Raw genomic sequence first — 24,093 nt, 5'->3', positions numbered from 1 at the left:
CTAGTTACTCATTTATCCATACTTAATATACCAACACTTTATGAGCTAAAACCTATACCTCAAAGTACGGCTTAGAGGTGAAAATGTGTGGGAGATTTTCCCAGTCAATGTCGCGTGAAGACTATCTCGCCTGCTCTCTGAAGAAGCTGTACGCGGCATTCCATACAATTTTGAACCAACTAGCCGATTGAATGCGGCAAGATATCAAAATCCTTCTTTATATAGCCTGCGGTTACGCGTGTTATATAGAATGTGAAAACAATGAAAATAAAGTAATAAATATTAAGGCAAATTGGCATCCTCGACTAACTCTGTCAATTTATCTATAGGTAACGGCTTTGAGTAATACCATCCCTGTACACCGCACTCAGGGAACATTTCAGTTAAATAATTAACCTGAGTTGATGTTTCTACACCTTCGAATACGACTTTATGGGTTATATCTTTAAAAATCTCAACTAATCCTGATAATACATTATTACTTATAGAGTATTCATCAATAGAGTCTGTAATTGATTTATCAATTTTAATTTCATCTATTTGCAAACTTGACAGCCAGTTTAAATTTGAATAGCCTGTCCCGAAATCATCAATGGCTATTGAAATGCCTTTATCATTAAATAAAGAAATTACCTTTTGGAGTGAATTTAGATCCGCACTTTGTCTTTCTGTTAATTCCATCATTATCATTCCAGGCTCTATATTTAATTCATCGATCATCTGAAACACTTTTCCTTGAAAAGATTCAGACAAAAGATCTTGAGAACTAACATTAATGCTTATAAAAACATTAAATTTTTAAGAAAGAGACCTGGCTTCTTTTACTACCATTCGAAATACAAGGTTACTTACATCTTGAATTAAACCATGCTCCTCAGCAATAGGAATAAATATATCAGGTGGAATACTACCAATATCATAATCATCCCATCTAATTAGTGCCTCCACACCAATAATCTTACCAGTTTTTATTTTATAAATAGGTTGATATACAAGATATAATGATTCACTTCTTATGGCGTTTTTTAATCTTGATGCTAATGATTGTTTACGTGCAACCCTTTGGTTATAAACAACACCTAAAAGGACACCTGTTACAGTAGATGTGAATGCAATCAACAAGAATATTAACGAATTATCGAAACTCACCCAAGGAAATTTAACTCCTCCCATGACACAGATGTCATGCTTCCCATTACAACTTTGCGTAGTAATAAGTCCTAATTGATAGGTCTTATCATGTTTAGCCCCCTCAAGCAGATCGACTTGATCACCAAACTTAAACAAATGAAGAGAGTGGTCTCTATTGCCGACAATGGCAGAAAACCCCTTCTCTTCATGGTCTGTAACAAATCCGTTAAAAGCAAATGGTGAAATCGTTATAGCTAACTTCTGGTTGCTTAGTAAATCAGCTTTAACATTATTTTCCAACAACACGCCAAAAAACCACGTCAAATTATCCTTTTCGACTTTTCTATCGTATATATTGAGTGATAATGGTGCTGGCAACTTTCCCCACAACGCAGTACAAGTAATTGCCCCATTAGAAATAAATGATATATCCTTTATAAGTGCATAAGGCCATAGAGCGACTCTTACAGCATGAAGTTGTAGTTCACTACAGGGACTATAAGCATCAAATATCTCATAATCATCATTTATTTTATCAATCTGTTGAATGAGACTAACACTTCTATTCAATACTCGTTCTGTATATGAATCGATACGTTCCTTATATATATAATAAGTAGAAACCTCAGTTAACGAGGAAAAAATCAAGAATGAAAATGTGATTGATATCACATAGGGCTTAAGTTTAGTCAATTTGTAATTATTTATCATATCAACCTCTAATATATCTTAACCCTTTGTGACACCATACATTCCACTATCAATTTACAATGTCGAAAATACAATTAAAATAGGTTATCGGCCATAATGGATTTTTCTTTATACTTTTCATTAGAAACTAACATCATAATATAGTACAAAACTATATAAGTGAGATCTATGTCTGCATTTCAATCAAGTAAATGTCCCCCTACATTTACAAACATTGTGATAATGATAGCACCCATGGGGGACTGAGTATGAGGGAGAGTTCTTCCCCGATGCTGATATTCGGATAAAACCGATGATGACACTGCCGGCGATCAACACTGATGCCAGCAAGCAGGAGAAAGAACAGATAAGTCAGACAGTTCAGGAAATGTTTGAAGAAACTGAATTCTGGTCAGTAAGCGCATAAAGCCTTTCAACATCCGCTACAGCATCGCTTCGTAAAAGCTGCAGCGGATTGATTCCCAACACAGCACCCTATTGTTCAGGTTTGTCCGGCCAGGCAATTTCCAGCGGATTACTGGTATCAATCCTGCTTATCAGTACCGAATATCTTTCCCATTCAGTGAGCAGTGCTATTTCTTTATCGGTTGCCATGCCTAACCTGACTGCCCGTTCAAGTGGTGTAATCGCGGCATCGGCTTCCATAAGCAGCGCCTGTTTTTTTGCTTCTGCCTGCCGCTTTAGTTCTTCATCTGTGTACTGGCGTGGAATAACTTTTTCCCCGTCAAAAACCCATCCCCCGAAGATGTCACAACCATCAGGAATACTGTCAACATCAACAACCGTCAAACCACCGGGATAAAGCCGTGATGCATCTTCGCTGATACTACGAATAATGCCAGTATCGTTTTCGATTGCCAGGCTGTATTTCTTTGTGAATTGAGACAGCGATTTATACCAGTCCTTTCCTGTGGCATCTATAAAATACTGAATGCCATCACCTAAAAATAATTCATCAGGAATGTAGCGTTGCAAGTTAATCAGTTTCATTTTTAGTTCTCAATAATAGCCCAGACATTATTACGACGCGTTTGCAATGAACGGTATAAGGCCACGCCAACCTGATTACCCTCGTTACCGTTCCCCCCTGTAAGAAAACATCCAGATGGAGCTTCTACAAGTCCGCCGTCCATAGTCATGCTGGCCTGTGCGCCGCGCTGTACACGGTTGACAAAGTTTTGGTTAACCCATTCATAGGGTGCTCGCAAGTTAATATTATTGTCACGGGCAACCAGTTGAGCAGTTAACCAGTCGCTCAACAAACCGCCCCATCGCGCCCCCTCGATATTTCCGTCACCCCATACAATCGTATTACCAACATGCATAATATCCGGGCAGTAAAACTGTCCATTTTTACCAAAAACAAAATCACCGCCGCCGTCATCGCCATTACTGATGCGAATACCGTCGCCACCTTTGTCCTTGAAGATATAAGCACGAATAGAACCGTCTTCATTCTGGATAATAAAACTCAGCCGGTAATCACCCTTGAGTGTCAGGTTTCCGGTCATCGTGTCGCCATTTTTATCAACGGCATTAGCAGCTTTATCAACCGTAGGCTTTAAGCCGATATTCTGGACAAACAATGGCGGATTCGGAATATCAGCGCCGTTCCGGTCTTTTGCCAGTCGCGCATTCGCATTATCCATCGCGATTTTGACAGCCAGTGGAGTCGCTGACTGTGTTTCACTGGTGCTGTTCACCGCACTGTTAAGCTGGAGCAATCCCTTTTGTTGTGTAGAACCATCAACGACACCAATTGACTCCCGCGATGTTTTTTGTGCTTCCGCGCCACGCGCTTTTATCTCTTTCAGGTTCTGGTCTATACGCAGAAATAATCCGTCTCCTGTGGAAACATTCAGCGTGATGCTTGAGGTATCTGATACTGCCAGGCGAAACTGCATATTTACACTGACACCACCAACAGGTTTATCGATCGATGGGCAGTTTGCCACCGCGTAAAGTTCTCCGGTATCCGTCATTAAACCGACTTCACGAACGGTAAATCCACCAATCCCGGTCGGCAGAACGATTTTCGCCATTAACTGCGTGGACTGTTCCGGGGACACAACCAGATCAGCGATATCTCCCCGGTAAGTTTCATTAATCAACCGGACTTGCGCCGGATCAGGCCTGACCTGCTTGCCATTACTGTCACCCACCACAAAGTGAGTCAGTGCAATCAGACGACCACTGGCAAGCGCCTCTGCCTCCAGTTCTTTACCCCGGTTAGTGATAATTGAGTAGTAATCAGCCATGAGATTCCCCGGCAAAAATGTCCACATCGATATGCGCTGTTGTCGCACCCGAAAAATAAAAAGCACCGTCCATACCCACATTCGCCATCACATCAATTTTGCTCAGATAGCTACGCAGGTTCTTGGCACGGTCAGTAAGCTGGCGGATCTGATGATAGAGAGCGTCACTGACCCCTTCACTGCTCTGTACTTCGATCCGGAAGGTGTAAGGTACAGCGCGTGGGGTGTCTTCCCACCACTCAACCACGGTCGTGGGCAGGTTCACTGACCCAAGAGAACGGCGTACCGCCCCGGCCGTTCCCCTGTGCTGATGAACATAAGCGGCATCTTTTATCACCTGCCGCTTTTGCGCCTCTGTCCAGCTGTCATCCCAGAAATCAACAGCATGCTCCCAGGCCAGCCAGGGGAGAAGATGCGCCGGGCAGGTATCAGGGTTTTTGGACTTGCGCACCATATTGGTATCAAGAGTGGCGATTTGCTCAGCGCTGGCCTGCTCCTGCGCCCGCTCTTCATGAAATGCGCCAGGAGGCAGCAGGGATCGAAACTTAGCCGTCATTGCTGCTGACCTCCCTGCGGGTGACATTGATGGCCGTACACCACGGTGCTTTACCCGCTTCCGCTTCCAGATCTGCCACCGGAGAAATCAGTCTTACCCTGACCACACCGGATTGCTGCAGAGCTGCATAAATGGCGGACAGGGGGACGACGGTTTTAATCCGATGGGAAAGCGTGGTGTATGACCGTAAAACATCGATGGCATTATTCAGCACTGTACTGGCGTCCGGTCCTTCCGGAATTTCCAGTTCTGCCGTAACAGCATAGTTTGCAATCGTGGCACTTTTTATCGTCACATAGTCCGTTAACGGGCGGATTTCATCCGCATTCAGTGTTCTGTTAACCTTATCAAGCAGGGGCTGTCCCGCTGTCCCATCCCCGGTACGGGACAGGACATAGACATCAACGTAGCCGGGCCGGTTATGGGTTTCCGGCCCATAGGCATCTGCATCCAGCACATCCGTATCGGCAGACTTTGCATGAAAGCGGTAAGCGTTACGCGCGCCTGCTGTATTCAGCTGTGCCCATGAAAGCTGGATACGTTCGCGAAATGCCGCATCGCCTTCCAGCTCAGGCTCCACAGGCGGAACAGCAAGTGGATCGCCGGGCTTAATCACCTGCCGCTTAACGTTGAATGCGGCACCTATCTGGTCAAGGTCAGCCTCTTTTGCACTCGCGAGAAATACCGCCCGCACGGCATCATTAACCCGCTGAAAAGCCAGCGTCAGCTGATAGGCATTCACCTCCCCCTGTTTAAACGTCGGATCGGATTCCACCAGCGCATCAAACTGCTCATCAAGTTCCCGCAGGCGCGCCAGCCACCGGGTGAAGATTTCCGTCGCATCCGGCACCACAATGGCATCCGGTACGTCCAGTTCTGACAGGTTGATCACGTCATAGCTGCTTGCCATAAATCGTTATGTCTCCCGTTCTGACAGGTAAATTGGTTTCCTTGTTGATCCCCTCGATATCCAGTACACAGCCGGACTTCCCTTCAGGAAAGGAAACAAGCACACGGGTTACCTTCAGCCGCGTTTCCCACCGGGCCAGTGCGGTCGCAGACGCGGCGATTATTTGTAGACGGGTCATATCATCCCGTGGGTTATCCACCAGCGAAAACAGATCACTGCCATAGTCACGGACAAGAACCCGGCTCCCGATGGGCGTGGTCAGTATGTCGCTGACGGACTGGCGCAAATGGGCGACGCCGGACAGGCGTTTTCCGGTCCGGTTGTTTACACCGTTCATGATTAAATTCCGTTGCTGATTCGCCGGATGGCGGGAGGGTTAACCGAAGTAGGACGGGCCTGTTTTGTCCTGCTTTTCTGATTTTTTCGAAGCCGCTGCGGGTTTACGAATGTCCACGACAAGGTTGTAGGTGTAGCTGAATCCTGCTGACGTCAGAGAAAAGACCAGAGACTCAACCACCCAGGCCCGATCCTCACGGGAGCCAAAACCGGAAGTCGTCACACCTGCCTCTGCTGTCAGCGGAACATGTTTGGGGCGACATGGCCCCGTGAGCGTCATTTTCTGCTCGTTACGTTTCGCCTGAGTTTTCCTGGAGTTTGCCTGTTGCTCGGCAGTGGTTTTCTCCGACTGGGTATAGGGATTGATCATCGCCGGGCCATCATGTTCAACCGTGGAGGTCTTTGTCGTACCATCCTCCTCGTCGTAATAACGCACACCGATTTTCTCTTTGGCTTTTCCTCCGCTCCCCGTAGCTTTCCCCGTCGAACTCCCCCGCTCACCTTCACTGTAGGACCAGTTTGATACTTCATCCGGTTTGATGGTTATCCCGCCAGTCTGTTTCCCTGAAGCCGTTACCGTGGCTCCCTGCTGCAAAAAAAGCCAGTAACCGCCTGATGGTTTGCTCACTGCATTGTAGTCACGCGCAAGCCTTGCGAGCAGGTTGGCATCAGATTCCGCCACCTGATCGATGTGGCTGATATGAATATCTTTCAGTGCGTCGGCCACGCGGGGAATAAGCCCGTTGTCGGTGGCCACGGTTTTGACAATATCGGCAAGGCGAAGGTTATCCCAGCTCCGTGTCTTCTGGCTTGTCACGTCTCCGGGTTGTTTCTGTGCATTCATCGGCGCGGCGGTCGCATAAAGCTCGATACGCCTTGGCGGGCCACCGCTCGAGACGCCACTGACAACAAACCAGCCTTTATCGATCAGTTGTTCATTGAATCCCAGAGCGACCTGAAGCCGGGCACCTTTGGTGGGAAGCGCCAGCGTTTCAGAGATGAGACTGATTTTCAGTTCATCTGCTTTTGCTGTTGCCCCACCATAATCCGTCAGGGTCAGTTCACTCAGGCACTCTTGCAGCACCCGGGTTATATCTTTCCCTTCGGCCTGTATGCTGAATGCCGGCGCATATTCCGGCCTTGCTGTCTGATCTGCCATATTAATCCCATAAACTAAATGGCGATTCCGCAACGGGCATCACCAGATCCGGCAATGTGATGTACAAGCCGGAAGGATACACAGCTCCCTGCTCCGCCAGCCCCTGATTGGCCTCCAGAACCTGAGTCACTGAGTCTGAAAGATTTTCAGTACCGTAATGCACGGCGCAAATCGCATCCAGTACGTCCCCGTCACGGGTTTGATAGATCGTCGGCATAGTGTTTCAGCGTCATCGTCCAGTTTTTATTTCGGTGACCGCCACCCGGTAAAAACTTACTCGTCGTGTCTGAAAAGTCGGTCACCACCCACCACCCCAGCACATCACCTTCTCCGCTGACAAGCTGCTGGGGTTTAGCCTGATCGGCAAGATCAAATAAATCATTCACCCCTTCCACGCCTTTACGGAAAAAGGCGTGAGACTGCCCTTCAAGCCTGACAGTACGCCCGGGCTTTCCGGTGTACTGAAGAAGGTCCTGTTTGCCAATGCGTTCCTGTTCACTCCAGCGCCAGCTGGCCTCACGGGTGAGCTGATGATAAGCCGTTGTATCAATCGAAAAGGCAAAATTCCCCAGCATCATCATGACGCGGGCTTCCTGCCCACCCCGTAATGCGCTGGTACTGCGCTGACCGGAATCTTCAAAGATCGGGATAATTTCACTCACCAGAGAAATCCCCCATCCAGAAGGCTGTTATCACCATTAAAGGCAGAATTGTTTTTCGTCATCGTTGTCACTTCATCGGCAATGGCTTTCTCATCCTGTCCCGGCGCGGCATTAATTTCGAATCGATATTCGAATTTTCGGTTGTCTGTAACCTGCCTGGATGGTGGCTGTTTATCCAGATTGTCCATACGCTGAAGTAAGGTATCCCAGTACCCGATATCTCCCCCCGACGAATCAGAGGGTGGTTGCACTGAACGCCCCTTGTTCCTCTGTAGCGCTGTATTCCAGTTTAAAAGCGTATCGCCGCCTTCTGGTGACAGATACCTTTCGAGTGATTTGTTAAAAGTCTCATCGTCAGAATCAAAGCCAAATAGCCCACGAGTTGATTCCCAAGAGCGTTTAACTTTTTCCGGCAGATCCGGGCGATCTTTCAGTTGCTGTTCGAACCATTCCCCCTGTCCGTTTTGACTGGCCCTGAAGCGCGCTCTTTCTACCCCATTAGCAGCAAGCGTTTTGAGTACATCACGTTGGTCATTCAGGTCATCTGGCAACAGCCAGGACAGTTTTTTAGCCAGGGCGTAAATAATTTTGCCGACAAAAACCACCCCCTGCCCGAAAGACAGAACGCCGGGATAGAGATCGTTTCGCAGAAAAGTCACAATGCGCCTGACACCACCACCTTTGAACCAGTCGGCAAGATCATCCGTCAGGCGCCTGATATCAGGCGCCAGTTCATTTCCCAGTTGGCCGGAAATTTCTGCGACCGCAGAAGAGAAAACGGTGCGGAGATTATTGATAGCCTGATTACCCGCAACAGCCCCATCAGCGCCCTCTTTGGTCACAAGGTTGTAGCGCCGCTGTTCGTCCATCAGGTCGCGGTAGCTCCGGCCAGACTGCTTGATAAGCATCAGCAGTTTGCTCGCTTCCCCGCCAAAAAGAGAATCCAGTGCAAAGGAAGCTTTTGACTCATCCTGAAGGCTGAGCGCCCGTTCAACAATTTTGTCGAATTGCGCCATATCACTGAGCCCGGCAAAATCACCTGCTTTGAACCCGAGCGTTTCAAAGGCATCCTGCAGCGAGCTCTGCTTACCGTTCTGTTTATACTCCCCGGATTTGTGCAGATACTCTTCAAAGAGATCGCCAATGTTTTCCGCATTCATGTCGTACTGCTTTGCCAGAGAATCCCAGGCATTAAACGTGGCCACGTCCACGCCGTAACTTTTTGCCACATTAGTGCGGGTTGCCGTTTCAGCATTGGTGGCAGCTGGCGCTATCAGTGTGCCAAGTGCTGAAGCCACCACGCCGCCACCGCCAATAGCCAGCCCGGATCCAAACATCCCGCCCACCTGCCCGGCGATCCCCAGACCGCGCCGGAAAAGGCCTTTACCGGCACCTTTGAACGCCTGAATGCGTTGTGATTTTTGCATCTGCACATTCAGTTTCTGTTGCTCTGCCTCCGTTTTGCGGATTTCCCTGGAAACATCGGTATAGCGGCGCTTCAAATCGCCCAGGCTTTCACCGGCCAGTTTGGCGCGTTTGATTTCTGCTGCCAGTTTGGTCTGGTCTTTTGTCAGTCGCTCAGACTGCTTTCCGACATCTTTCAGGCTTTTTTGCAGACCATCTGCAGACCGTTTCCATGAATTATCCAGGTTTCCGCCAAAGGTAATGACGGCCTTAAGGTTCTGGCTTATTGCGCCCACGGTTCATCGTCTCCAGTTCGTCGGTCAAAAAAACAGAGAAAGTGCTGAACGGCATATCGAGGTATTCCGCCATCGGGAAATGCAGCCGCCGCCCCAGAAATCTTATTGCCCGGAGGAGTCCGCCTTCGGTCGCTTCGCGGGCGGGAGCATAAAAACGTTAAAGGCATCCAGCAGTTGTGAGTAATCTGCCGCCGTCATCAGCCAGAGATCCTGTTCACTGAGATTGCACAGCAGCGCAATCATGCGGGCTTCTTTCTCTTCTTCGTTGCCGCGGTCTTTGGCATGAGTGATGCGATCACGAACCAGCGGTTCACGCATGGTGACTTCATCGATCACAACCCCGTTATCAAGTGATACGGGGGAATACAGTTTTATAACGCGGGTTTCACCAGGAAAGCTCATAGGATGCTCCATAAAAAATGGCCCGCAGGCCGTTACAGTGGTGAGATAACAGTGAAATTAGAGACGCACTTTGGCAGCCAGACCTGAAAGGACATCAACGCCATTCACCCGGCGGGCAAAACGCTCTGTATCAATGGCAAACAGTTCTCGCCCGTCCAGTGACTGACGGTAGTAGCTGACAGCAATATCAACCGTCACAGCATTTTCGGAAAGCGTGTCCTTACCCCGCGCATCCGGCGTGACGGTCTGTACAAACCCCTCAATTTCCTCAACCGTACCGCGCGCAGTACCGTTACCGAGATAGCCCTGATAAGCCGTAAAGCGTGAACGGCTGCCACTGACAAAACCGAAGCTGGCCAGCATGTCCGTATCTATCCCATAAAATTTAACCTGACAGGTCAGTGCTTCCATGCCGTCATCAACCGGGGTGGGCGCATCCTGTGCGCCGGTACGCATATCCGTTTTAACAATTGCCAGAGACGGCGGCGTAAATTCATGCGCCCCCTGAATACGGATCCCCTGCCGGAAGAAGGTCCAGACGCGTAGTGTGTTTTTATCGCTCATGCTGCAAGCATCTCCTCAAGCGCATAGTTATTGTTCACCCGGACGCGCAGGCTGATAAGTTCAGTCGGCGATTTCGGACCAAAGTCATAGTTGATGTACAGGACACCCGACGCCATGGTTTCCGCTGTGTTCAGTTCTTCATCCAGCCAGGCCCGCCCACCGAATATGGCGCCAAGCCCGACCAGTTGCCGCATATAGGCATTGATGGTGCCGATAATGTCATCCGCATTTTCCCGGTCCAGTGGGCGGTCAACATACTCCAGCATGGTTTCCTGAATGCTGTCCTCAATAACATCAGCAGTACGGCGGACAGATTCAAAACGCCACTGAGGATTGGTTGCACACAGGCGGTTCCCCCAGTGTTTAAAACCCGCCCGGCGGATAATGGTGGACACGTTCTGCATGTTGAGCAGGTTTGCATCGCAGTTCTCATCCCCGAGGATAAATTCATCGATCTGCTCAACACCGAGGATGTTGTTGATGTCCTGGTTCGACTTGCTCCACCACCAGCCTTTTTCAAAGTCGATGCGGGCGCGTAACCCGGCAGCAAACGCAGAGTAAGGGCGATAAACCAGCTGGCCATCTGCATCACTCGCCTGGACCCGCGGGCGCAACAGTTCAGTTCGTGCGCCATAGGACTGGCGGCGCTGTACCACTTCCTGCAGCGTCGCACCGGAGGCGCAGTCAACATATGCGACGGCGCGCAATTTCCCGGCCACGGTTTCCAGCCCCTTACCAACTGCATCGTCCTCACTGAAACCCGGTGCAATCACAATACGCGGCTGGTACGTGGTAACAGATTTCGCTGATGACAGCGTGCCGATCCCCTTCAGTACCGCCGCGCGTTGTTTTGCCACATCGTTTTCATCTGCAACACGCACCACCACCGTCAGCGCATTACGCTGATCGTTAATGTCTGTCAGTGCCTGTTTCAGCGTACCTTTTTCACCCAGGCGGGATAACAGCGTGGTGCCAACGACCGCCACCGGCGTATTAAGTGGAAAGGGTTCATCTTCCCCCCCCGCTAATTGCAGGCTGAAGGGCTGGACAATCCCGTCACCTAGTCCGACCGCACTGACTTTTGCGCCATCAACACCACCGACAGCCTCAGCAACGTCTCCGGGTTTAGCCGTGATCGCACCGTGCTCATCACATCCCAGCGTGATTTCCAGTGTGAGCGATTCAGGATCCCAGCGAGCTGACGTCGCAACCGCAGCAGGATTTTCGGCTGCCGGCTGTCCGGCCAGCGCAGCGACATTGATGACATTGCCTTGCCGCCCCTTAATGGTTGCAGTGAAGTCGATAACGTTATCGAGAATGGGTGTACCGGATGATCCCGATGCGGCGGTTCCGCCCGACGCATCCGGTGCCGTTCCTACCAGGCCGATAATGGCTGTCTGGATCGTGGTAACCGCCACCGTACCCGAGGTGAGTTCAATAGTTTCAACGCCATGTAACTGAGACATGCTTTTTCTCCAGGCATAAAAAAACCTGCCGCAGCAGGTCACATTTTCTGATTGGGTTTATCGGTGAGCCCACCGCTGTCGCCGGGGTGATCGTGGTTGTTAAATACTTCACGTATCTTGCTCATACTGCCGGATTTATCCGTTATCTCCTTTGACGCGCCGATATTTCCTGCAACCAACGTGTCAGCATTAATCTGGGTTTTGCCCTGGACCGTCAGGGTATCCGTAATTTCAACCGGACCATCCAGCGTACCTTTACCGACAATTTTGTAGGTTCCGCCATCAGCCAGCGTAATCGTCAGGGCATGCGCTTCCCTGTCATAACGGATCTCAGTCCCGTCGCTGTAACGGGTAATGTGCTCACTGTCGCTTCCTTCCGGCACCGGCAGCTTTCCCGTATTCCAGCCGGGAAACACCCGTCCGTTGTTGAGTTCTCCGGCTTCGGACAGGACCGTAACCGCATCCCCCACGGCATAAGGATTTGAATCAGCGCGGTTTGTTCCGGAAAACCCCTGGCACAACGGCAGCCAGGTTGTGATGATATCCCCCAAATCCACCCGGCATTTAGGGATACTATCGTGCCTGACGGAGTGAATAACGCCGCGCCGGACAAGGTTCGACAGTCTGCGCTGCAGGTCGCCTGCTATCTCACTCATCGGGCGGAGCCTCCCAGATAAGCTGATAGTCATCCACGTGATTTCGCCCCGTATCAGGTGCAACACCCAGCCAGGCCTGCTGCAGGGGCATGCCAGTGTGTGCAAAGGGATCAGCACCAAATGCAGCCGCCTGGGTGAATGAAATACGCCAGACCAGATAATCATCCATTCGCGGATCAAACTCATCACGTTCAGCCGTGGTGAATACCGCAGGCTCAATATGGCCCAGACCAAACTGCTGTCCGTCAATCCATTGGGTGATATCGGCCGCAGCGGTTCTGACAAAAATTTCAGGCTGGCTCACACCCGATCCGGCGGCATCCACCACCACGAAGAGATCACAGGTTAAATTAACGCTCAGTTGTCCCTCATTTCCTCCTCCCTGTTCCCAGCTGTTAATCGAGAAATACACCGCGGGCGTGGTCAGCCCCGAAAAGCGGGGAACATTTCTTTCCGGATACGCACCGGCATCACGCACCCATCCGATTTTTTCTAATGCCTCAGTCACAGCATCGTGATACCGCCCCAGCAACAGTGGCTCGGCCATCGTTCGTTACCTCAGACAGAAATACGGGCTTTTACGCGCCCGCGAATGTCGGTTTCAAAGTGATGCATAAAAATCTCCATCGCCTGGGCAAATGCGTTGTCCTCGACGTAGTTCAGCATCGGTTCGTAGATATCAATTTCTGCTTCGCGTGTCCGGCGGGTCAGGGGATCACGAATAACCACCGTCCGGCGGTTATCCCGTTTTGAACGGGACACCTCCCCGTTTTCAAACGACCGTTCGCTCAGCAGATTACCTTTCGGGGAAAATCCGGCGTTTTCGGCCTGGCGGCGCGCTTTAATAAAACGCCCCGTGTTGCGGTCACGCCGGGTATGGTGCGGTCGCAGCCGCCCGTTGATTCGTCCTTTAAGGTCTTTCACCTTAATGGCATTCAGCCCGAACCAGAGCCGGAAATTATCCAGCTGCGATCCCCTGTCCAGACGAAAAGACAGCAAACGGCGCCGGACCAGATCCATACTGCGTGGGGCCAGCCCGTCTTTCAGATCCGCCATCGCTTTCTTTCGCAGCGTGGCGGCAGTACGCCTGAGCGCGCGCGAGTATGCTGCACGGAACTGTTTTTGCGTCGCACCGATACTGTCCGCAATTCGCCAGATAACATCCACATCAATATCGACGGGTAAATCCCGCCGCAGTCGAGACTCCCGCGCCATATCAGCTCCATTTATCGATCTGAGGCTGTGTTTTGCCGGGTTCCCCATATGCCAGCGTGACGCGGGTCCGCCCTTCTTCATCCGCGCCGATATGTGTCACCCGGTAAGGGATGGTGTTGATCACCACACCGTCATGTTTTTCGAGACCGGAAATATCCGCAGTCATTGCACTGAACGCCGGGGAATGGTTCTGAATTTCCCCGCCGCCAGGCACACCCGACAGCGCATCCGGTGATTCGAAAATCACGGTCACCAGACGCGGGCCTTCACCCGTTTGCAGGCAAACAGGGACTTCTTCGGCAAACGCCCGGTTAATCCGGGCATCTGCTTTAGCCAAACGTTCCCGGAACCGGCTCATCAGAACCCCAGCCTGACGGCAACATCAGCATCATCCGCCTCAGCTGCTCCCCAGGCGGAACCGACAACCGGGTTTGGCGTTGCATCATCGCCTTTTGCCACCGTCAGTTTGCCGCCAGCCAGATACAATTTCTGGCCTGCCGCAATTTCTTCTGCCGCTTTAGGCAGCACAAAAACACCGGCCATATGCAGTGTTCCCCACTCGCCAGCAGGAATATCGCTGTGTGCCACCCCGGCAATTCCGCCGACCGCCACCAGCGCACCGGATGAAACGGCATCAACACCCGCATTGTGATAATCCAGTGTGGTACCGTCCTGCTGATAGTTCTTCGCCATGTTTTTTCTCCATAAAAGGAAAAGGCGACCAGCGCCGCCTTCAGGGATAAAAAAACCGCCAGGCGGCGGTCATTATTTTTTGGTGACTTTAACCAGCCCGCGCCAGTCGAGCGGAGCCACCCCCGCATCAATGCGCACCTTGAATGCGGCGCCGTCCACAGTGAAGCCCTGCTGCTGTTCCAGATATGGCGTGTCGATACCGTCCAGATAGGCCACTTCAATGGTGTCGCGCCCCTGCGCAGCAGTCAGGTAATAATCGGTCGGGCTGCTGTCATCCAGGCGGGCCTCAGAAGCCACTGTCACAAAGTTCTGGATCGGGTTAACGATCCCGCTGTTCGCGTCTGCGCCTGGTACGCTGGCGGATTTGATGAGCTGGTTTGCCCGTGACTCAATTGCCACTGGCGTCAGCATGTAGGCGGGACGAATATTCAGACGACGATCGCCGGATTTTTGCAGCAGCATTGCCTTACGTGCAACATCCAGCCCTTCAATACTCAGATCGGCTGCAACAAGGTTGCCGTGATCGGCGTGGAACAACGGCTTACCGTCCGACATTTTCGGGTTACTGGTCAGTACAGCCCAGACCAGATCGCCGACGGTGGCTCGCGCAGCAAGCCCCATTGCCTGCGGGATTCGCGTCAGCATATCCAGGTCGTCGTTGATGATAGTCTGGCGGTCAATGCTGAAAAGCTCACCATAGGTGGCCAGTGCAATCGGCTCACCGCGATCTTTAATGGTGACATATTTATATTCCGCCCCGGCGCGAACCTTACGCAGCGATGCCAGTGATTCCAGGCCAACGCGGTGCGCGGTTTTGAAATCGGTCAGTGTGCCTTTACGGGTCCACTGTTCGAATGTTTCGCTGGCCTCATCCCAGCCAAGTAATGCCGCCTTATGCGCAACATCCATCAGGATATTGCCGAAGTCGCTGCTGCTGTGGGTGAACGCCAGCCCAACCATCGCCTGTGCTGTACCGACACCAGAAATACCGATACCACGATCCACCAGCGAGGCGCGGGCCAGTTCGCGCAGGGTATACCCGTTGTAGGCGTTATCTTTTTCCGCCTGCGCATAGCCCGCACGGTTCATTACCGCCGCACGAATGGAATCACCAACAATGTTCCCGTTACCCGCGTGGATGTGAACTGCACCCGCTCCGGCACTCGGGGTAGTCCCTGCCGCCAGCGCATTGAGCAATTTGGTGCGGGCCTGTTCCGCTGAGCAGGAAATATCCGTGATGCATTCTGCTTTCAGCGAGCCGAAAGCAGGAAACGCATCAAACACAGCGGAAACTGCGCTTACTCGTTCAGTATTCGCTGCCTGCATCTGCTGCTGGAGCTGGGCGGCCAGCGCGGTAATGTCGATATTTCCTGCCATCGGTTGCTGGGTGGGTTGCGGTGCAGGTGGGTTATTTGCAGCCTGCGGAGCCGGGTTTTGTGTGGGTTGCGGCTGACTTGCAGGGGCTTCGGCGCGCGGCCCAAAAAGGTTGTTAATCTGTTCTGGCATATTCTGATAATCCTTCAGTTTATTTTGATTCACACAGGCCGCGGCCTGCAGTTCTGGTTCAAGCGTGTCAGCGAAACCTTTTTCCACCGCCTCCGCGCCATTAAGCCAGGTTTCAGCTTTCAGCATCGCCTCCAGTTCTTCCTGCCCCAGCCCGGTCTTGTTCATGTAGGCACTGAGCATCAGCGCTTCATTACGATCAAGCCAGGCAGCGTAATCACGCATATCATCGGAATCCCCGGCGATCCCGCCCCACGGTTTGTGCACCATCAGCCAGGCGTTTTCCGGCATATGCACCGTGGCGCCAGGCAGACAGACAATCATTGAAGCCATACTTGCAGCCACGCCATCTACCCAGATATCCAGCTTCGCTTTCAGACGGGACAAGGTGTTAAAGATGGCAAATCCCTGCATCACATCGCCGCCCGGGCTGTGGATATGCAGATCGACGGCACTGGCCTCAAACACTCCGGCCTCTTTACATTCGGAGACAAACTGCTGAGCGGTAATCCCCCAGCCGCCGATCACGTCATAGAGAAATATTTCCACGCGCCCTGCAGCCAGGGCGCGTATCTCATACCAGCACTGACCGTTTGCGGCATCGATACCAGCCACACTGGCACGGGGATTAATCATCGTCCCGCGACGGGGCGGGCTTATCATTTGCTGCATCAGGGAGCACTCCTTTATCGTTGGCGGCGTCTGAGTCAAACACCAGCCCGTTTTCTCGGTTGAATTGGGTTTCCCGGAGACGCTGACGTTTCACCTCCTGCGGATTCTTACCACGTGCGCGCGTCCATTCGGCTTCTGTGCCTGCCCCTCCACGGACAATTGCCTTCCAGGCAGCAGCCTCTTTTCCCGGATCAATCCATGGCATGACTGGCCCAAGATAGAGCGCGTTGTAAAGGGATTTTTTGTCGACATCTTTGGGGATGGTAACGCCGCTGAGCAACGTCATTGCCAGCCAGTTTCGGTATACAGGACGGCTTTGCTGCCCAACAAACCACTGCTGCAGCACGTTGTAACCTTCAAAACTCTCAACCAGCTCCTGCCGCTGTGAACTGTAGGTACCGTTGTAATCCCGCGCGATGCTGGAATAACTGCCACGTGTCCCCGCCGCCACAGCGCGCATCTGACCATTTCTGAACTCATACAGATGAACATTCGGGCGATTCGACTCCACCATGCCCAGATCCTCGCCTGGCTTTAGCTCGTCATAAATCATCCCCGGCGCAATATCGTAATGGCGCTGTCCACCCGGTGTTGAAAACTCGGTTTCTGTATCAAGAGACTGAGCATCCCCACGTTTGATATAGAAACCCAGCGCCGCCGCAATACGTGCCGCCACGCGCTCACTCTCTTCATAATCCTTAATATCGGAGAGTCGGGTGATCACGCCATGGATGAGGCTAATCCCCCTTAACTGGTGAAGCCGTTTACGCATAGCCAGGTGCAGCATGCTGTCAGCCGAAACAGTTTTTAAACCAGCATTGAGTCCGGCAAAACTGGCAGGATGGTTCTTATAAACTCTGTAACCCGTCGGTCGGCCCCAGGCATTGACAATAATCCCCTGGCGGATCTGCTGCCCGGAGGTACTATTCAGGTTAAACGGAACAAAATCCGCCTCCAGCAGTTCAAGAGAAAACGGTACCTGGGTTGAATGCTGCAACCCGGCTATATTTCCCCGTACCATCTGTGTAAACACCTCGCCATCACGCAGTGCTGAACGTAACAAAAGCCGCTCTGCTTCCGGACGGGTAAACATCCCGGTCACTTCCGGACGAACCGACCATTCCGCCCAGAGCGCGGATAACTGACCAGCAAACTCAGAGTGGAGATTACCTTCAAGATCCAGCGGCTGCGGTTCAACGTGGATCCCGTGAGCACCGATGACCCGATCCTCCATCTTGTCAAAAAGACCAATCACTAGATCATGGTTTTCATCCAGCCAGCGGGCCTGTTCTCGTAATGAAGTACCGGCTGCAAATACAGCGGTGTCCGCCGACCGGGATTCACGTTTCCCCTTATGCAGGCGAGTCGGATTTGCTGCCTCATAGGCTCTGAGTCTGAGTCGGTTTTGTGCGCGTGATGCCGCCCACCCGGGCGATATTGCGCCCAGTGCCTTTTCAAAAAATCCCATGATTTGCCTTACAGAAAGTTAGCGAGTTTGAACGAGCCGCTGCGGTTTGAGACAGCGCGCCAGCGCCTTTCCCAATATTCAAGCTCGTCACGCAGGGCTTTTGGGTCATGGTTGGTAATTGCCCGGCCATTAACCCCGGTGAATGACACGCTTTTACCGTCCAGAGAATCCCGGTAAGCCTGGCGCACAGTTACCAGCATCTGCTGAATTTCTGATTTCGTCACAGCCAGCCTCCGTTGTCACTGACACCCAGCCAGCCACCAGAAAGCGGGCTGGGCTGTTCCGTTACAGAAACAGGAGACGAGCGTACAGGTACCGTTTTTTTCACAGCAATCTCCCTGGGGCGATCCCCGTCTATAATGTTTGAATTACTCTCCTGAGCGGCAGCCCAAGTCGGGGGCTGTTCCCAGTCCCGGATTTTTTCATAACCACGCAGGACAGCGACGGCATGGGCATAACAGAAAAGGTCAAAGGCTTCGTTATTGCCTTTTCCGGGCTTGCGCCATTTTCCGTCCGTGCCACGTTCTTCGTAGGTCAGTTCTTCGTAGAACCACTCCCCCAGCCAGTCAGGAAAATGGATATACCCGGCACCGGGTGTTTCACGTTCAAGGTTGTTACTGAGTTGATCTTTCAGCAGGTCTGTCTGCAACAGATATACCGGAACCTCACCACGCGCATCCGCCCGTCGATCGCTTCGGCCTGTGTTGTCAGGGTGCGTTTTGGTAATGATTTTCTGGCGTCGGGTGCTGTCACCTTTTATCAGGTAAACCCGTTTACCCAGTCCGTCACGACGACACTGTCGCCAGAATTTATAGGCGTTATCCGTTACCCCATCTTCCCCGCCACTGTCGACAGCCATTGCGAGAATGGGCATCCGTCGCGAAGGGTCTGACTGCAGCGCATAGGCTTTTTCGAGAACATCCGTGATGAGCAGTTGCCAGTCTTCCGGATAGGATCCGGGATGCACCTGCTGCGCCTCACCATTTTCATCACAACGCAGGGACTGGCGGATGTTATAGCGGTCCACCAGCCAGCGTTCGCCGTTTTCACCGTACCCGATGATCTGGACGACAAAACGGCGTTTCTTCCCGCCCTGCACATCCACCGACGCCAGAAGAAAACGGACTTTCGGCGGCACAAGCCGTTTGCCATAGTCTTCTGCCCGCAGCATCAGCACGTCAGCACGTCGCTGCTCACTGGCTGCACGGGGAAGATAAGGCAGCCCCCAGTCAGTATTAATTACCGTCTTGAGCGTTTCTTCGCTGCCGGTAGCTTCATAGTCCTGTTCCGCCGTCAGTAATTTGTAGACCAGTTGCGCCCATGTCTGGTATGCCGCGGCAGGTCCCTCCATCCAGAACGAAGCAATGCGCGAGCGACGGGCTTCTCCTATGATGTTGCCATCACGGTCGATAGTTTGCCCCTCACGCAACCAGACACCCTTTCCGTTCAGTTCCCGTTTCCTGTCGGCGGTAATCATGCCGCTACAATGCGGACAATCAATATGCGCCGCTTCACTGGCTTTTACCGGGTCAGGCGTTTCCCGGTAGCCTGTCATCGCCTCCATGGCCGGTTGAAAGTATTCCCCGCAATGTGGGCATGGCCAGTACCAGCGACGACGATCGCCGCGGTTATATAAAGACAGGATCCCGGTCGTGGGAGGTGCTTCGTGAGGTGACTTTCTTCGCCACTTCGTATTGGTGATTTCCCTGCCCGGTGAACTCTCGACCAGCGTCATCCCCGCTGACATAAAGGTGGTGGTACGTTTTGAAGCAAGCGAAAATCCGTCCCCTTCCCCGTCAATATCTTCCGGGAAGCGATCGTAATCCGTCAGCGCCACACACTTAAAATCTGAGGAGGACATGATGTTGATAGACGGCCAGCCTATCTTCAGGTAGTTCCCGGCAAGGAAAGTCCGGTCATGCACGTTGTTGTCGTTGCGTGATGGACTCAACCGGCACGCCACCTCCGGGCTGACACGAAATGTTCGGGCCAGGCGTTTTTTTGAGTGTTCGCGCGCTTTCTCTTCCGTCATCTGAATGATGAGCATGTCAGACGGATCACAGACAACGTTGTACACCACCCAGCCATCAATCAGGCCAATAGTTTTACCCGTTCGGGCAGGGCCAACAAAAATGACAGCATCATATTCTCGTGATGCCAGGCAGTTCATCGGCTCCACAACATAAGGGGCTAGATTAGGATCCCACTCAACGGAGTTACCCACGCCGACCGGAACACGCATATATTTATGTACGGCTTCGGCTACAGGCATTCGACGCGGTGCTCTGATGATCCCGGCAGTGTTTTTTCTTAGCTCCGCCGCCGTGGCCTGTCGCATGGCTTACTCCTCTTCTGGCGAACTGTCCTCCTGTTCCGGCGTATCTGCCTGCTCAACCTTCAGGGCTATCTGATCCCGCAGGTCATCGATGACTTTTTGCACCCGAACGACAGCTGCGGGCGTCATCGCACAATCACGTTCAAGAATATCCGGCAGCGTTTCCAGCACCTGAACGACGGCTTTTGCCATCGATGAAAATTCTCGGGTCACTGTCGATGCCGGGATTAACTCACCTGTTTCCTGCTGGAATTTAAGCCTCTCGCGTTCAGACTGAAACCATGCCTTACGATCCGGCGGCAACATCTTATCGATATCCACCAGCTCGGGTGCCGTGGTACGGCCCAGCAGTTCCCGGAGAATATCCACGACAGAATAAAGCTTGAGACGAGAATTACTGCCAGGAGCAGGCTCAATGTTATTCAGCTTGCTGGAGATCGTCTGACGATGAAGATCGGTCACCGCTGCCAGCTGATTGATATTGAGGCGAAGGTTTTTCAGTTCGTTATCCATGATGATGAACAATATTTAACCATTTCGACATCGTGAATAATTTCACGACTGAAATATCAACAAGTTAAGGAAATGATGATGATGCCGATAAAATGCAAAAAACTAGCCGTTTTCCGCGTGTCCTCGCCCCCTCGGTGTTCAGAATCGCCAGAAGGACCCGTTAAAAGGTAGGCAGAAAATCTATGCTTAGAAGTGAAGGCTTTGACAACGTTCTAAATTTTATGACAGAAATAAAAAAGCATTACCTTTCAAGATAATGCTTTTTCACTCGAACTGAGTCTTATACCAATTAGATTAATGTAATTTTAATATCATAGCTTTCAAGCCCAGTCATTTTTTCACGAGCAGTAAACTGGATGTCGGAAACTTCTTTTCCCGTCTTTTTTTTGAGTTCAATAATTTTTTTTGTGATGAATTCAGAAATATCCGCTTCAGTTTTTCTTTTTAAATCTTCGACGTTCATTGTTTACCTCTCTTGATCTCTAACGTATCAACGCCAAGCATGTTACATTCCCCGTGGAGCACTTGTATAAGCGCTGACATGTTTAAAAGATAGAATGGAAAGACTCAATTATCAAGAGGTTGCAGTACAATCTTCATGCAAAAGAGCTCGCGCCCCACAAACTACTGTACTAAAATCCGGGTAGGTCACGAAACATCCAGTTCTCATTTCAAAAGCTTCGATGCAGCCTCGAGAATCTCTTCGGAACTGACATCACGGTCAGAAGCCACATAAACTATTTTATGGTCTCCAGTCAGAGATGGGAATCCCGCAGACATCACGGATAAATGAGCTTTTTCTCCATTGGGAAACTCACGCATTATCGTCGTAACACCCTTCATTACAGATACAACTACTGCCGGTTCTGAGTTAAAAAAAACAATTACTTTTTTCATAATTATACCGTGATGGTTCTTACATAAATGAACAGTTAAGCATACAAAAAAGGCTCCATAAGGAGCCTGAAATTTATTTTCTAAAATCTAACGAAGACTGACCAGAACGAATGTATAGTGCAACATTATCAAATGTTATCATTGTTGATTTGCAAAAAATACATTTTGCTCCGAAAGGATTTTTTTCAGTAACATCAAAGTTTGACGTTCTGTACTGAGATCCGTGACAACACGGGCATCTGAAGTGAATATTATTATTAATAACAGTTACCTTATACAGCCACGACATTAACTGCCGAGGGCCCTTTGGGTCCCTGTTCAACACTAAATTCAACTTCCTGATTCTCATTCAGAGTTTTGAAATCATTGCTCTGGATAGCAGAGAAGTGTACAAACACATCTTTACTGCCGTCCTTAGGGGTGATAAACCCAAAACCTTTTTCAGGATTGAACCATTTTACTAAACCAGTCATTTTATTAGACATAATCATTACCTTAATTGAGTGAGCCCTTGGGCAGATTGGTCCGAAAAAAATTATCAGAGAGAAAAGCTAACAAGGAAATCTCAACAGGAACAAGGAATAAAATTACTTCAGCGACTGCTTCAGATAAATTCGTAACAAACCAGAGATTCATTAACGCATGATTAACCAAACATAGCAAGATTTAGTTTTGTAAGGAAATAACACATAACTTTGAGCATAAAAATTAATTTAAATAGCTTAAATCGAAAATCATGTCATGCTGCTTAAGACCTTTATCTAGCATCCTAAGTTGTCAGGGATTTTGACTCAGGGATGAGTCGTATTTCATTCATTGGATAATTCATATCCATCACATGTAAAAGTGCCAACCTCTTAATTTTTATCTTTATTTTTCCTTTTTTCTATGCGTCCATTATTGGTATTTCTCATAGCCTCATATACGCGTTCACAAGTCAATCCGGCATAGAAGCGGTCGTCAGCAATCTCAGCATAATATTTAGCTTCTGCTGCAATATTTCCGAGCATGTCGGCGAGCATTGTGACGTCGGCTCTGGCTGTTTTGCTTCTGACGGTAGCGGCAAGATCTGCGGTGTGCTTTGCGGCGTCCAGGCTGGTGGCAAGTTTTGTTGCTTCGGTGCGCAACTGGCTAACAGTGGCAGACAAGCCAGCAGCAGTGGCAGCAGATTTAGCGACTTGTGCTTGTGCATCTTTAACGGCCTCATCCCGAGCAATAATTCGCCCTTGTTCAATCATGCGGGCTGCGGTCTGCGCGTTCGCCATTTGCGATGATTCCACACTATCACGTTCCGCCCACTTACTTTCCCAGCCACGGTTACTCCAGGCATTTCCGCCGATGAATGCGACGGCCACCAGCAGCAAAATGGCAATAAACTGATAGCGCAGGCTCACTGGTCTATCCCCCAGCACGTCAGCGCGCTTTCCTGATCTCGTCGTTCTACCTGCCCATAACAGCCATTTTTCTGGCCTTTGGTCAGGCGACAATCGCGGCCACCGTCTTTAATCCACCAGCGAATAGCTTCACAGGCTCCTTTACGGTCGCCCGCATTGATCCGCTTATAGAACGTGGAAGGGAAACATTTTCCAGGGCCGATGTTGTATGGGCAGAAAGAAGCAATACCTGCTTTCTGTGGTTCGGTCAGCGGTACTTTGATATTTCGTTCTACCCAAGCCAAAGCTTTATCGCGTTCAATGGCGTTTACCTGGGCACATTTCTCAGCTGACAGCTTCATGCCTTGAACTACTGGCTTACTATCAACCATCGTAGCGCCACGGCAAATGGTCCACACTCCGCCGCCGTCACGATATGCCGTCAGGCTGTTACCCTCCTTCTCATCCAGAAACTGATCGAGAATCACGGGCGCGGATGCCCCGGCAAGAATCAAACCAACGACCGCTGCGCTCAGCTTATTCCTCAGCTTTGGTGGCATAACCATTGCGCCGATCCTCCCGTTCTTTCCAGCGGAAATACCAGTTCACTGCACAGGTAATAACAGTGCATGCGATACCGACAATAATTGCCCAGTCGCTCAGGCTTAACCCTGCAATTCTGTCGGCCAACATCCAGGACACCTCTTTTGCTGTTTTGGCTGTTTCGGCATATGCCTTCGCTGATACACCGCAGCCGGTCAGCGTGGTTCCTGTTCCATATGAAAGTCTGCTGTAAATGGTGCTCATTCTGGTCATAGCCTCACCTCCGATTTTTCGGATGGCGCTGTGTGTGTATGAAAAGGGTCAGGCTTCACGTGCTGGATTTATCAACAAAGCACGTAGTGAGTGATAC

29 protein-coding genes and 2 pseudogenes are annotated in these 24,093 nt (G+C 50.8%); 1 reads left to right on the top strand and 30 read right to left on the bottom strand.

Annotated features, from left to right (window positions below; translation table 11 throughout):
• Nucleotides 1–282 precede the first annotated feature (282 nt).
• Nucleotides 283–1,842 (bottom strand): annotated as a pseudogene (locus HV041_RS05855) (EAL domain-containing protein).
• A 262-nt stretch (nt 1,843–2,104) separates the two neighbouring features.
• On the opposite strand from HV041_RS05855, the pseudogene HV041_RS05850 reads away from it, so the two are divergent.
• Nucleotides 2,105–2,248: pseudogene (locus HV041_RS05850) on the top strand (DinI-like family protein); the annotation flags it as partial.
• A 68-nt stretch (nt 2,249–2,316) separates the two neighbouring features.
• Here the strand turns inward: HV041_RS05850 and HV041_RS05845 are convergent.
• The 29 genes from HV041_RS05845 to HV041_RS05705 all read right to left on the bottom strand — a co-directional run bounded on the left by HV041_RS05845 (nt 2,317) and on the right by HV041_RS05705 (nt 23,996).
• Entirely contained in the window at nt 2,317–2,832 is a 516-nt protein-coding gene (locus HV041_RS05845) for a tail fiber assembly protein (protein ID WP_086523761.1), read from the bottom strand.
• Between the two features lie 2 nt (nt 2,833–2,834).
• Complete coding sequence (locus HV041_RS05840; protein WP_182294074.1) at nt 2,835–4,100, bottom strand: phage tail protein; 1,266 nt, start codon at nt 4,098–4,100, stop codon at nt 2,835–2,837.
• A complete protein-coding gene (locus HV041_RS05835) occupies nt 4,093–4,656 on the bottom strand; it encodes a phage tail protein I (RefSeq protein WP_137379073.1) in 564 nt (187 codons plus the stop codon). Before HV041_RS05835 ends, HV041_RS05840 begins: the two co-directional genes overlap by 8 nt.
• A complete protein-coding gene (locus HV041_RS05830) occupies nt 4,646–5,566 on the bottom strand; it encodes a baseplate J/gp47 family protein (RefSeq protein ID WP_182294073.1) in 921 nt (306 codons plus the stop codon). Before HV041_RS05830 ends, HV041_RS05835 begins: the two co-directional genes overlap by 11 nt.
• Entirely contained in the window at nt 5,550–5,903 is a 354-nt protein-coding gene (locus HV041_RS05825) for a GPW/gp25 family protein (RefSeq protein WP_101743195.1), read from the bottom strand. The genes HV041_RS05830 and HV041_RS05825 overlap by 17 nt, the downstream gene beginning before the upstream one ends.
• Before the next feature lie 39 nt (nt 5,904–5,942).
• Nucleotides 5,943–7,061: a contractile injection system protein, VgrG/Pvc8 family gene (locus HV041_RS05820; RefSeq protein ID WP_182294072.1), complete on the bottom strand. Its 1,119-nt coding sequence runs from the start codon at nt 7,059–7,061 to the stop codon at nt 5,943–5,945.
• Nucleotide 7,062: 1 nt separating this feature from the next.
• Nucleotides 7,063–7,278 carry a tail protein X gene (locus tag HV041_RS05815; protein WP_086523767.1) on the bottom strand — a complete coding sequence of 72 codons (216 nt, stop codon included), beginning with the start codon at nt 7,276–7,278 and terminating at the stop codon, nt 7,063–7,065.
• A complete protein-coding gene (locus HV041_RS05810; protein ID WP_101743198.1) occupies nt 7,253–7,723 on the bottom strand; it encodes a phage tail protein in 471 nt (156 codons plus the stop codon). The genes HV041_RS05815 and HV041_RS05810 overlap by 26 nt, the downstream gene beginning before the upstream one ends.
• A complete protein-coding gene (locus tag HV041_RS05805) occupies nt 7,720–9,423 on the bottom strand; it encodes a hypothetical protein (protein WP_137379072.1) in 1,704 nt (567 codons plus the stop codon). The genes HV041_RS05810 and HV041_RS05805 overlap by 4 nt, the downstream gene beginning before the upstream one ends.
• A 102-nt stretch (nt 9,424–9,525) precedes the next feature.
• On the bottom strand, nt 9,526–9,825 hold the full coding sequence (locus tag HV041_RS05800) for a phage tail assembly protein (RefSeq protein WP_115643213.1): 300 nt from the start codon (nt 9,823–9,825) through the stop codon (nt 9,526–9,528).
• 57 nt (nt 9,826–9,882) lie between these two features.
• Nucleotides 9,883–10,389 (bottom strand): phage major tail tube protein, encoded by a 507-nt coding sequence (locus tag HV041_RS05795; RefSeq protein WP_086523770.1) that lies wholly within the window; start codon nt 10,387–10,389, stop codon nt 9,883–9,885.
• Nucleotides 10,386–11,855 carry a phage tail sheath C-terminal domain-containing protein gene (locus HV041_RS05790; protein WP_086523771.1) on the bottom strand — a complete coding sequence of 490 codons (1,470 nt, stop codon included), beginning with the start codon at nt 11,853–11,855 and terminating at the stop codon, nt 10,386–10,388. The genes HV041_RS05795 and HV041_RS05790 overlap by 4 nt, the downstream gene beginning before the upstream one ends.
• A 38-nt stretch (nt 11,856–11,893) precedes the next feature.
• Nucleotides 11,894–12,511 (bottom strand): phage baseplate assembly protein V, encoded by a 618-nt coding sequence (locus tag HV041_RS05785; RefSeq protein ID WP_182294071.1) that lies wholly within the window; start codon nt 12,509–12,511, stop codon nt 11,894–11,896.
• Entirely contained in the window at nt 12,504–13,058 is a 555-nt protein-coding gene (locus HV041_RS05780; RefSeq protein WP_182294070.1) for a hypothetical protein, read from the bottom strand. The genes HV041_RS05785 and HV041_RS05780 overlap by 8 nt, the downstream gene beginning before the upstream one ends.
• A gap of 11 nt (nt 13,059–13,069) precedes the next feature.
• Nucleotides 13,070–13,726 carry a hypothetical protein gene (locus tag HV041_RS05775; protein WP_115643208.1) on the bottom strand — a complete coding sequence of 219 codons (657 nt, stop codon included), beginning with the start codon at nt 13,724–13,726 and terminating at the stop codon, nt 13,070–13,072.
• Nucleotide 13,727: 1 nt separating this feature from the next.
• Complete coding sequence (locus HV041_RS05770; protein WP_137345671.1) at nt 13,728–14,084, bottom strand: head-tail joining protein; 357 nt, start codon at nt 14,082–14,084, stop codon at nt 13,728–13,730.
• Nucleotides 14,084–14,419, bottom strand: a complete 336-nt coding sequence (locus tag HV041_RS05765; protein WP_101701292.1) for a capsid cement protein — start codon at nt 14,417–14,419, stop codon at nt 14,084–14,086. Before HV041_RS05765 ends, HV041_RS05770 begins: the two co-directional genes overlap by 1 nt.
• A 72-nt stretch (nt 14,420–14,491) precedes the next feature.
• Complete coding sequence (locus tag HV041_RS05760; protein ID WP_182294069.1) at nt 14,492–16,594, bottom strand: ClpP-like prohead protease/major capsid protein fusion protein; 2,103 nt, start codon at nt 16,592–16,594, stop codon at nt 14,492–14,494.
• Nucleotides 16,551–18,062 (bottom strand): phage portal protein, encoded by a 1,512-nt coding sequence (locus HV041_RS05755; RefSeq protein ID WP_182294068.1) that lies wholly within the window; start codon nt 18,060–18,062, stop codon nt 16,551–16,553. The genes HV041_RS05760 and HV041_RS05755 overlap by 44 nt, the downstream gene beginning before the upstream one ends.
• 8 nt (nt 18,063–18,070) lie before the next feature.
• Nucleotides 18,071–18,286: a hypothetical protein gene (locus HV041_RS05750; RefSeq protein WP_053389961.1), complete on the bottom strand. Its 216-nt coding sequence runs from the start codon at nt 18,284–18,286 to the stop codon at nt 18,071–18,073.
• The gene (locus HV041_RS05745; protein WP_182294067.1) at nt 18,283–20,400 is read right to left on the bottom strand and encodes a phage terminase large subunit family protein; all 2,118 of its coding nucleotides are present in this window, start codon (nt 20,398–20,400) and stop codon (nt 18,283–18,285) included. Before HV041_RS05745 ends, HV041_RS05750 begins: the two co-directional genes overlap by 4 nt.
• A gap of 3 nt (nt 20,401–20,403) precedes the next feature.
• A complete protein-coding gene (locus tag HV041_RS05740) occupies nt 20,404–20,910 on the bottom strand; it encodes a DUF1441 family protein (RefSeq protein WP_115644301.1) in 507 nt (168 codons plus the stop codon).
• Between the two features lie 289 nt (nt 20,911–21,199).
• Entirely contained in the window at nt 21,200–21,373 is a 174-nt protein-coding gene (locus HV041_RS05735) for an addiction module toxin, GnsA/GnsB family (protein ID WP_003841960.1), read from the bottom strand.
• 203 nt (nt 21,374–21,576) lie between these two features.
• Nucleotides 21,577–21,807, bottom strand: a complete 231-nt coding sequence (locus HV041_RS05730; RefSeq protein WP_101743208.1) for a hypothetical protein — start codon at nt 21,805–21,807, stop codon at nt 21,577–21,579.
• Nucleotides 21,808–21,880: 73 nt separating this feature from the next.
• Nucleotides 21,881–22,069, bottom strand: coding sequence for a cold-shock protein (locus HV041_RS05725; protein ID WP_115644299.1), 189 nt, complete (start codon nt 22,067–22,069; stop codon nt 21,881–21,883).
• 10 nt (nt 22,070–22,079) lie between these two features.
• On the bottom strand, nt 22,080–22,292 hold the full coding sequence (gene cspG / locus HV041_RS05720; RefSeq protein ID WP_003841958.1) for a cold shock protein CspG: 213 nt from the start codon (nt 22,290–22,292) through the stop codon (nt 22,080–22,082).
• 372 nt (nt 22,293–22,664) lie between these two features.
• Nucleotides 22,665–23,201, bottom strand: a complete 537-nt coding sequence (locus HV041_RS05715) for a DUF2514 domain-containing protein (protein ID WP_182294066.1) — start codon at nt 23,199–23,201, stop codon at nt 22,665–22,667.
• Nucleotides 23,198–23,746, bottom strand: coding sequence for a lysozyme (locus HV041_RS05710; RefSeq protein ID WP_182294065.1), 549 nt, complete (start codon nt 23,744–23,746; stop codon nt 23,198–23,200). The genes HV041_RS05715 and HV041_RS05710 overlap by 4 nt, the downstream gene beginning before the upstream one ends.
• Nucleotides 23,718–23,996: a phage holin gene (locus HV041_RS05705; RefSeq protein ID WP_001568784.1), complete on the bottom strand. Its 279-nt coding sequence runs from the start codon at nt 23,994–23,996 to the stop codon at nt 23,718–23,720. Before HV041_RS05705 ends, HV041_RS05710 begins: the two co-directional genes overlap by 29 nt.
• Between the last annotated feature and the right edge of the window lie 97 nt (nt 23,997–24,093).

Origin of the sequence: Citrobacter sp. RHBSTW-00029, assembly GCF_014104295.1 — a bacterium.
GTDB lineage: Bacteria > Pseudomonadota > Gammaproteobacteria > Enterobacterales > Enterobacteriaceae > Citrobacter > Citrobacter youngae.
The sequence above is the reverse complement of the archived record's forward strand: the minus strand, read 5'-3'. Positions and strand labels throughout refer to the sequence as shown.

What these genes read in the sequence shown, in the direction of transcription:
- HV041_RS05800 (WP_115643213.1), bottom strand. Translation starts at nt 9,825, where the DNA reads ATGAGCTTTCCTGGTGAAACCCGCGTTATAAAACTGTATTCCCCCGTA.
- HV041_RS05770 (WP_137345671.1), bottom strand. Translation starts at nt 14,084, where the DNA reads ATGAGCCGGTTCCGGGAACGTTTGGCTAAAGCAGATGCCCGGATTAAC.
- HV041_RS05815 (WP_086523767.1), bottom strand. Translation starts at nt 7,278, where the DNA reads ATGCCGACGATCTATCAAACCCGTGACGGGGACGTACTGGATGCGATT.
- HV041_RS05710 (WP_182294065.1), bottom strand. Translation starts at nt 23,746, where the DNA reads ATGGTTATGCCACCAAAGCTGAGGAATAAGCTGAGCGCAGCGGTCGTT.
- HV041_RS05730 (WP_101743208.1), bottom strand. Translation starts at nt 21,807, where the DNA reads ATGAAAAAAGTAATTGTTTTTTTTAACTCAGAACCGGCAGTAGTTGTA.
- HV041_RS05775 (WP_115643208.1), bottom strand. Translation starts at nt 13,726, where the DNA reads ATGGCGCGGGAGTCTCGACTGCGGCGGGATTTACCCGTCGATATTGAT.
- HV041_RS05835 (WP_137379073.1), bottom strand. Translation starts at nt 4,656, where the DNA reads ATGACGGCTAAGTTTCGATCCCTGCTGCCTCCTGGCGCATTTCATGAA.
- HV041_RS05765 (WP_101701292.1), bottom strand. Translation starts at nt 14,419, where the DNA reads ATGGCGAAGAACTATCAGCAGGACGGTACCACACTGGATTATCACAAT.
- HV041_RS05825 (WP_101743195.1), bottom strand. Translation starts at nt 5,903, where the DNA reads ATGAACGGTGTAAACAACCGGACCGGAAAACGCCTGTCCGGCGTCGCC.
- HV041_RS05795 (WP_086523770.1), bottom strand. Translation starts at nt 10,389, where the DNA reads ATGAGCGATAAAAACACACTACGCGTCTGGACCTTCTTCCGGCAGGGG.
- HV041_RS05790 (WP_086523771.1), bottom strand. Translation starts at nt 11,855, where the DNA reads ATGTCTCAGTTACATGGCGTTGAAACTATTGAACTCACCTCGGGTACG.
- HV041_RS05820 (WP_182294072.1), bottom strand. Translation starts at nt 7,061, where the DNA reads ATGGCAGATCAGACAGCAAGGCCGGAATATGCGCCGGCATTCAGCATA.
- HV041_RS05780 (WP_182294070.1), bottom strand. Translation starts at nt 13,058, where the DNA reads ATGGCCGAGCCACTGTTGCTGGGGCGGTATCACGATGCTGTGACTGAG.
- HV041_RS05740 (WP_115644301.1), bottom strand. Translation starts at nt 20,910, where the DNA reads ATGGATAACGAACTGAAAAACCTTCGCCTCAATATCAATCAGCTGGCA.
- HV041_RS05755 (WP_182294068.1), bottom strand. Translation starts at nt 18,062, where the DNA reads ATGGGATTTTTTGAAAAGGCACTGGGCGCAATATCGCCCGGGTGGGCG.
- HV041_RS05785 (WP_182294071.1), bottom strand. Translation starts at nt 12,511, where the DNA reads ATGAGTGAGATAGCAGGCGACCTGCAGCGCAGACTGTCGAACCTTGTC.
- cspG (WP_003841958.1), bottom strand. Translation starts at nt 22,292, where the DNA reads ATGTCTAATAAAATGACTGGTTTAGTAAAATGGTTCAATCCTGAAAAA.
- HV041_RS05705 (WP_001568784.1), bottom strand. Translation starts at nt 23,996, where the DNA reads ATGACCAGAATGAGCACCATTTACAGCAGACTTTCATATGGAACAGGA.
- HV041_RS05840 (WP_182294074.1), bottom strand. Translation starts at nt 4,100, where the DNA reads ATGGCTGATTACTACTCAATTATCACTAACCGGGGTAAAGAACTGGAG.
- HV041_RS05745 (WP_182294067.1), bottom strand. Translation starts at nt 20,400, where the DNA reads ATGCGACAGGCCACGGCGGCGGAGCTAAGAAAAAACACTGCCGGGATC.
- HV041_RS05830 (WP_182294073.1), bottom strand. Translation starts at nt 5,566, where the DNA reads ATGGCAAGCAGCTATGACGTGATCAACCTGTCAGAACTGGACGTACCG.
- HV041_RS05845 (WP_086523761.1), bottom strand. Translation starts at nt 2,832, where the DNA reads ATGAAACTGATTAACTTGCAACGCTACATTCCTGATGAATTATTTTTA.
- HV041_RS05760 (WP_182294069.1), bottom strand. Translation starts at nt 16,594, where the DNA reads ATGCAGCAAATGATAAGCCCGCCCCGTCGCGGGACGATGATTAATCCC.
- HV041_RS05735 (WP_003841960.1), bottom strand. Translation starts at nt 21,373, where the DNA reads ATGAACGTCGAAGATTTAAAAAGAAAAACTGAAGCGGATATTTCTGAA.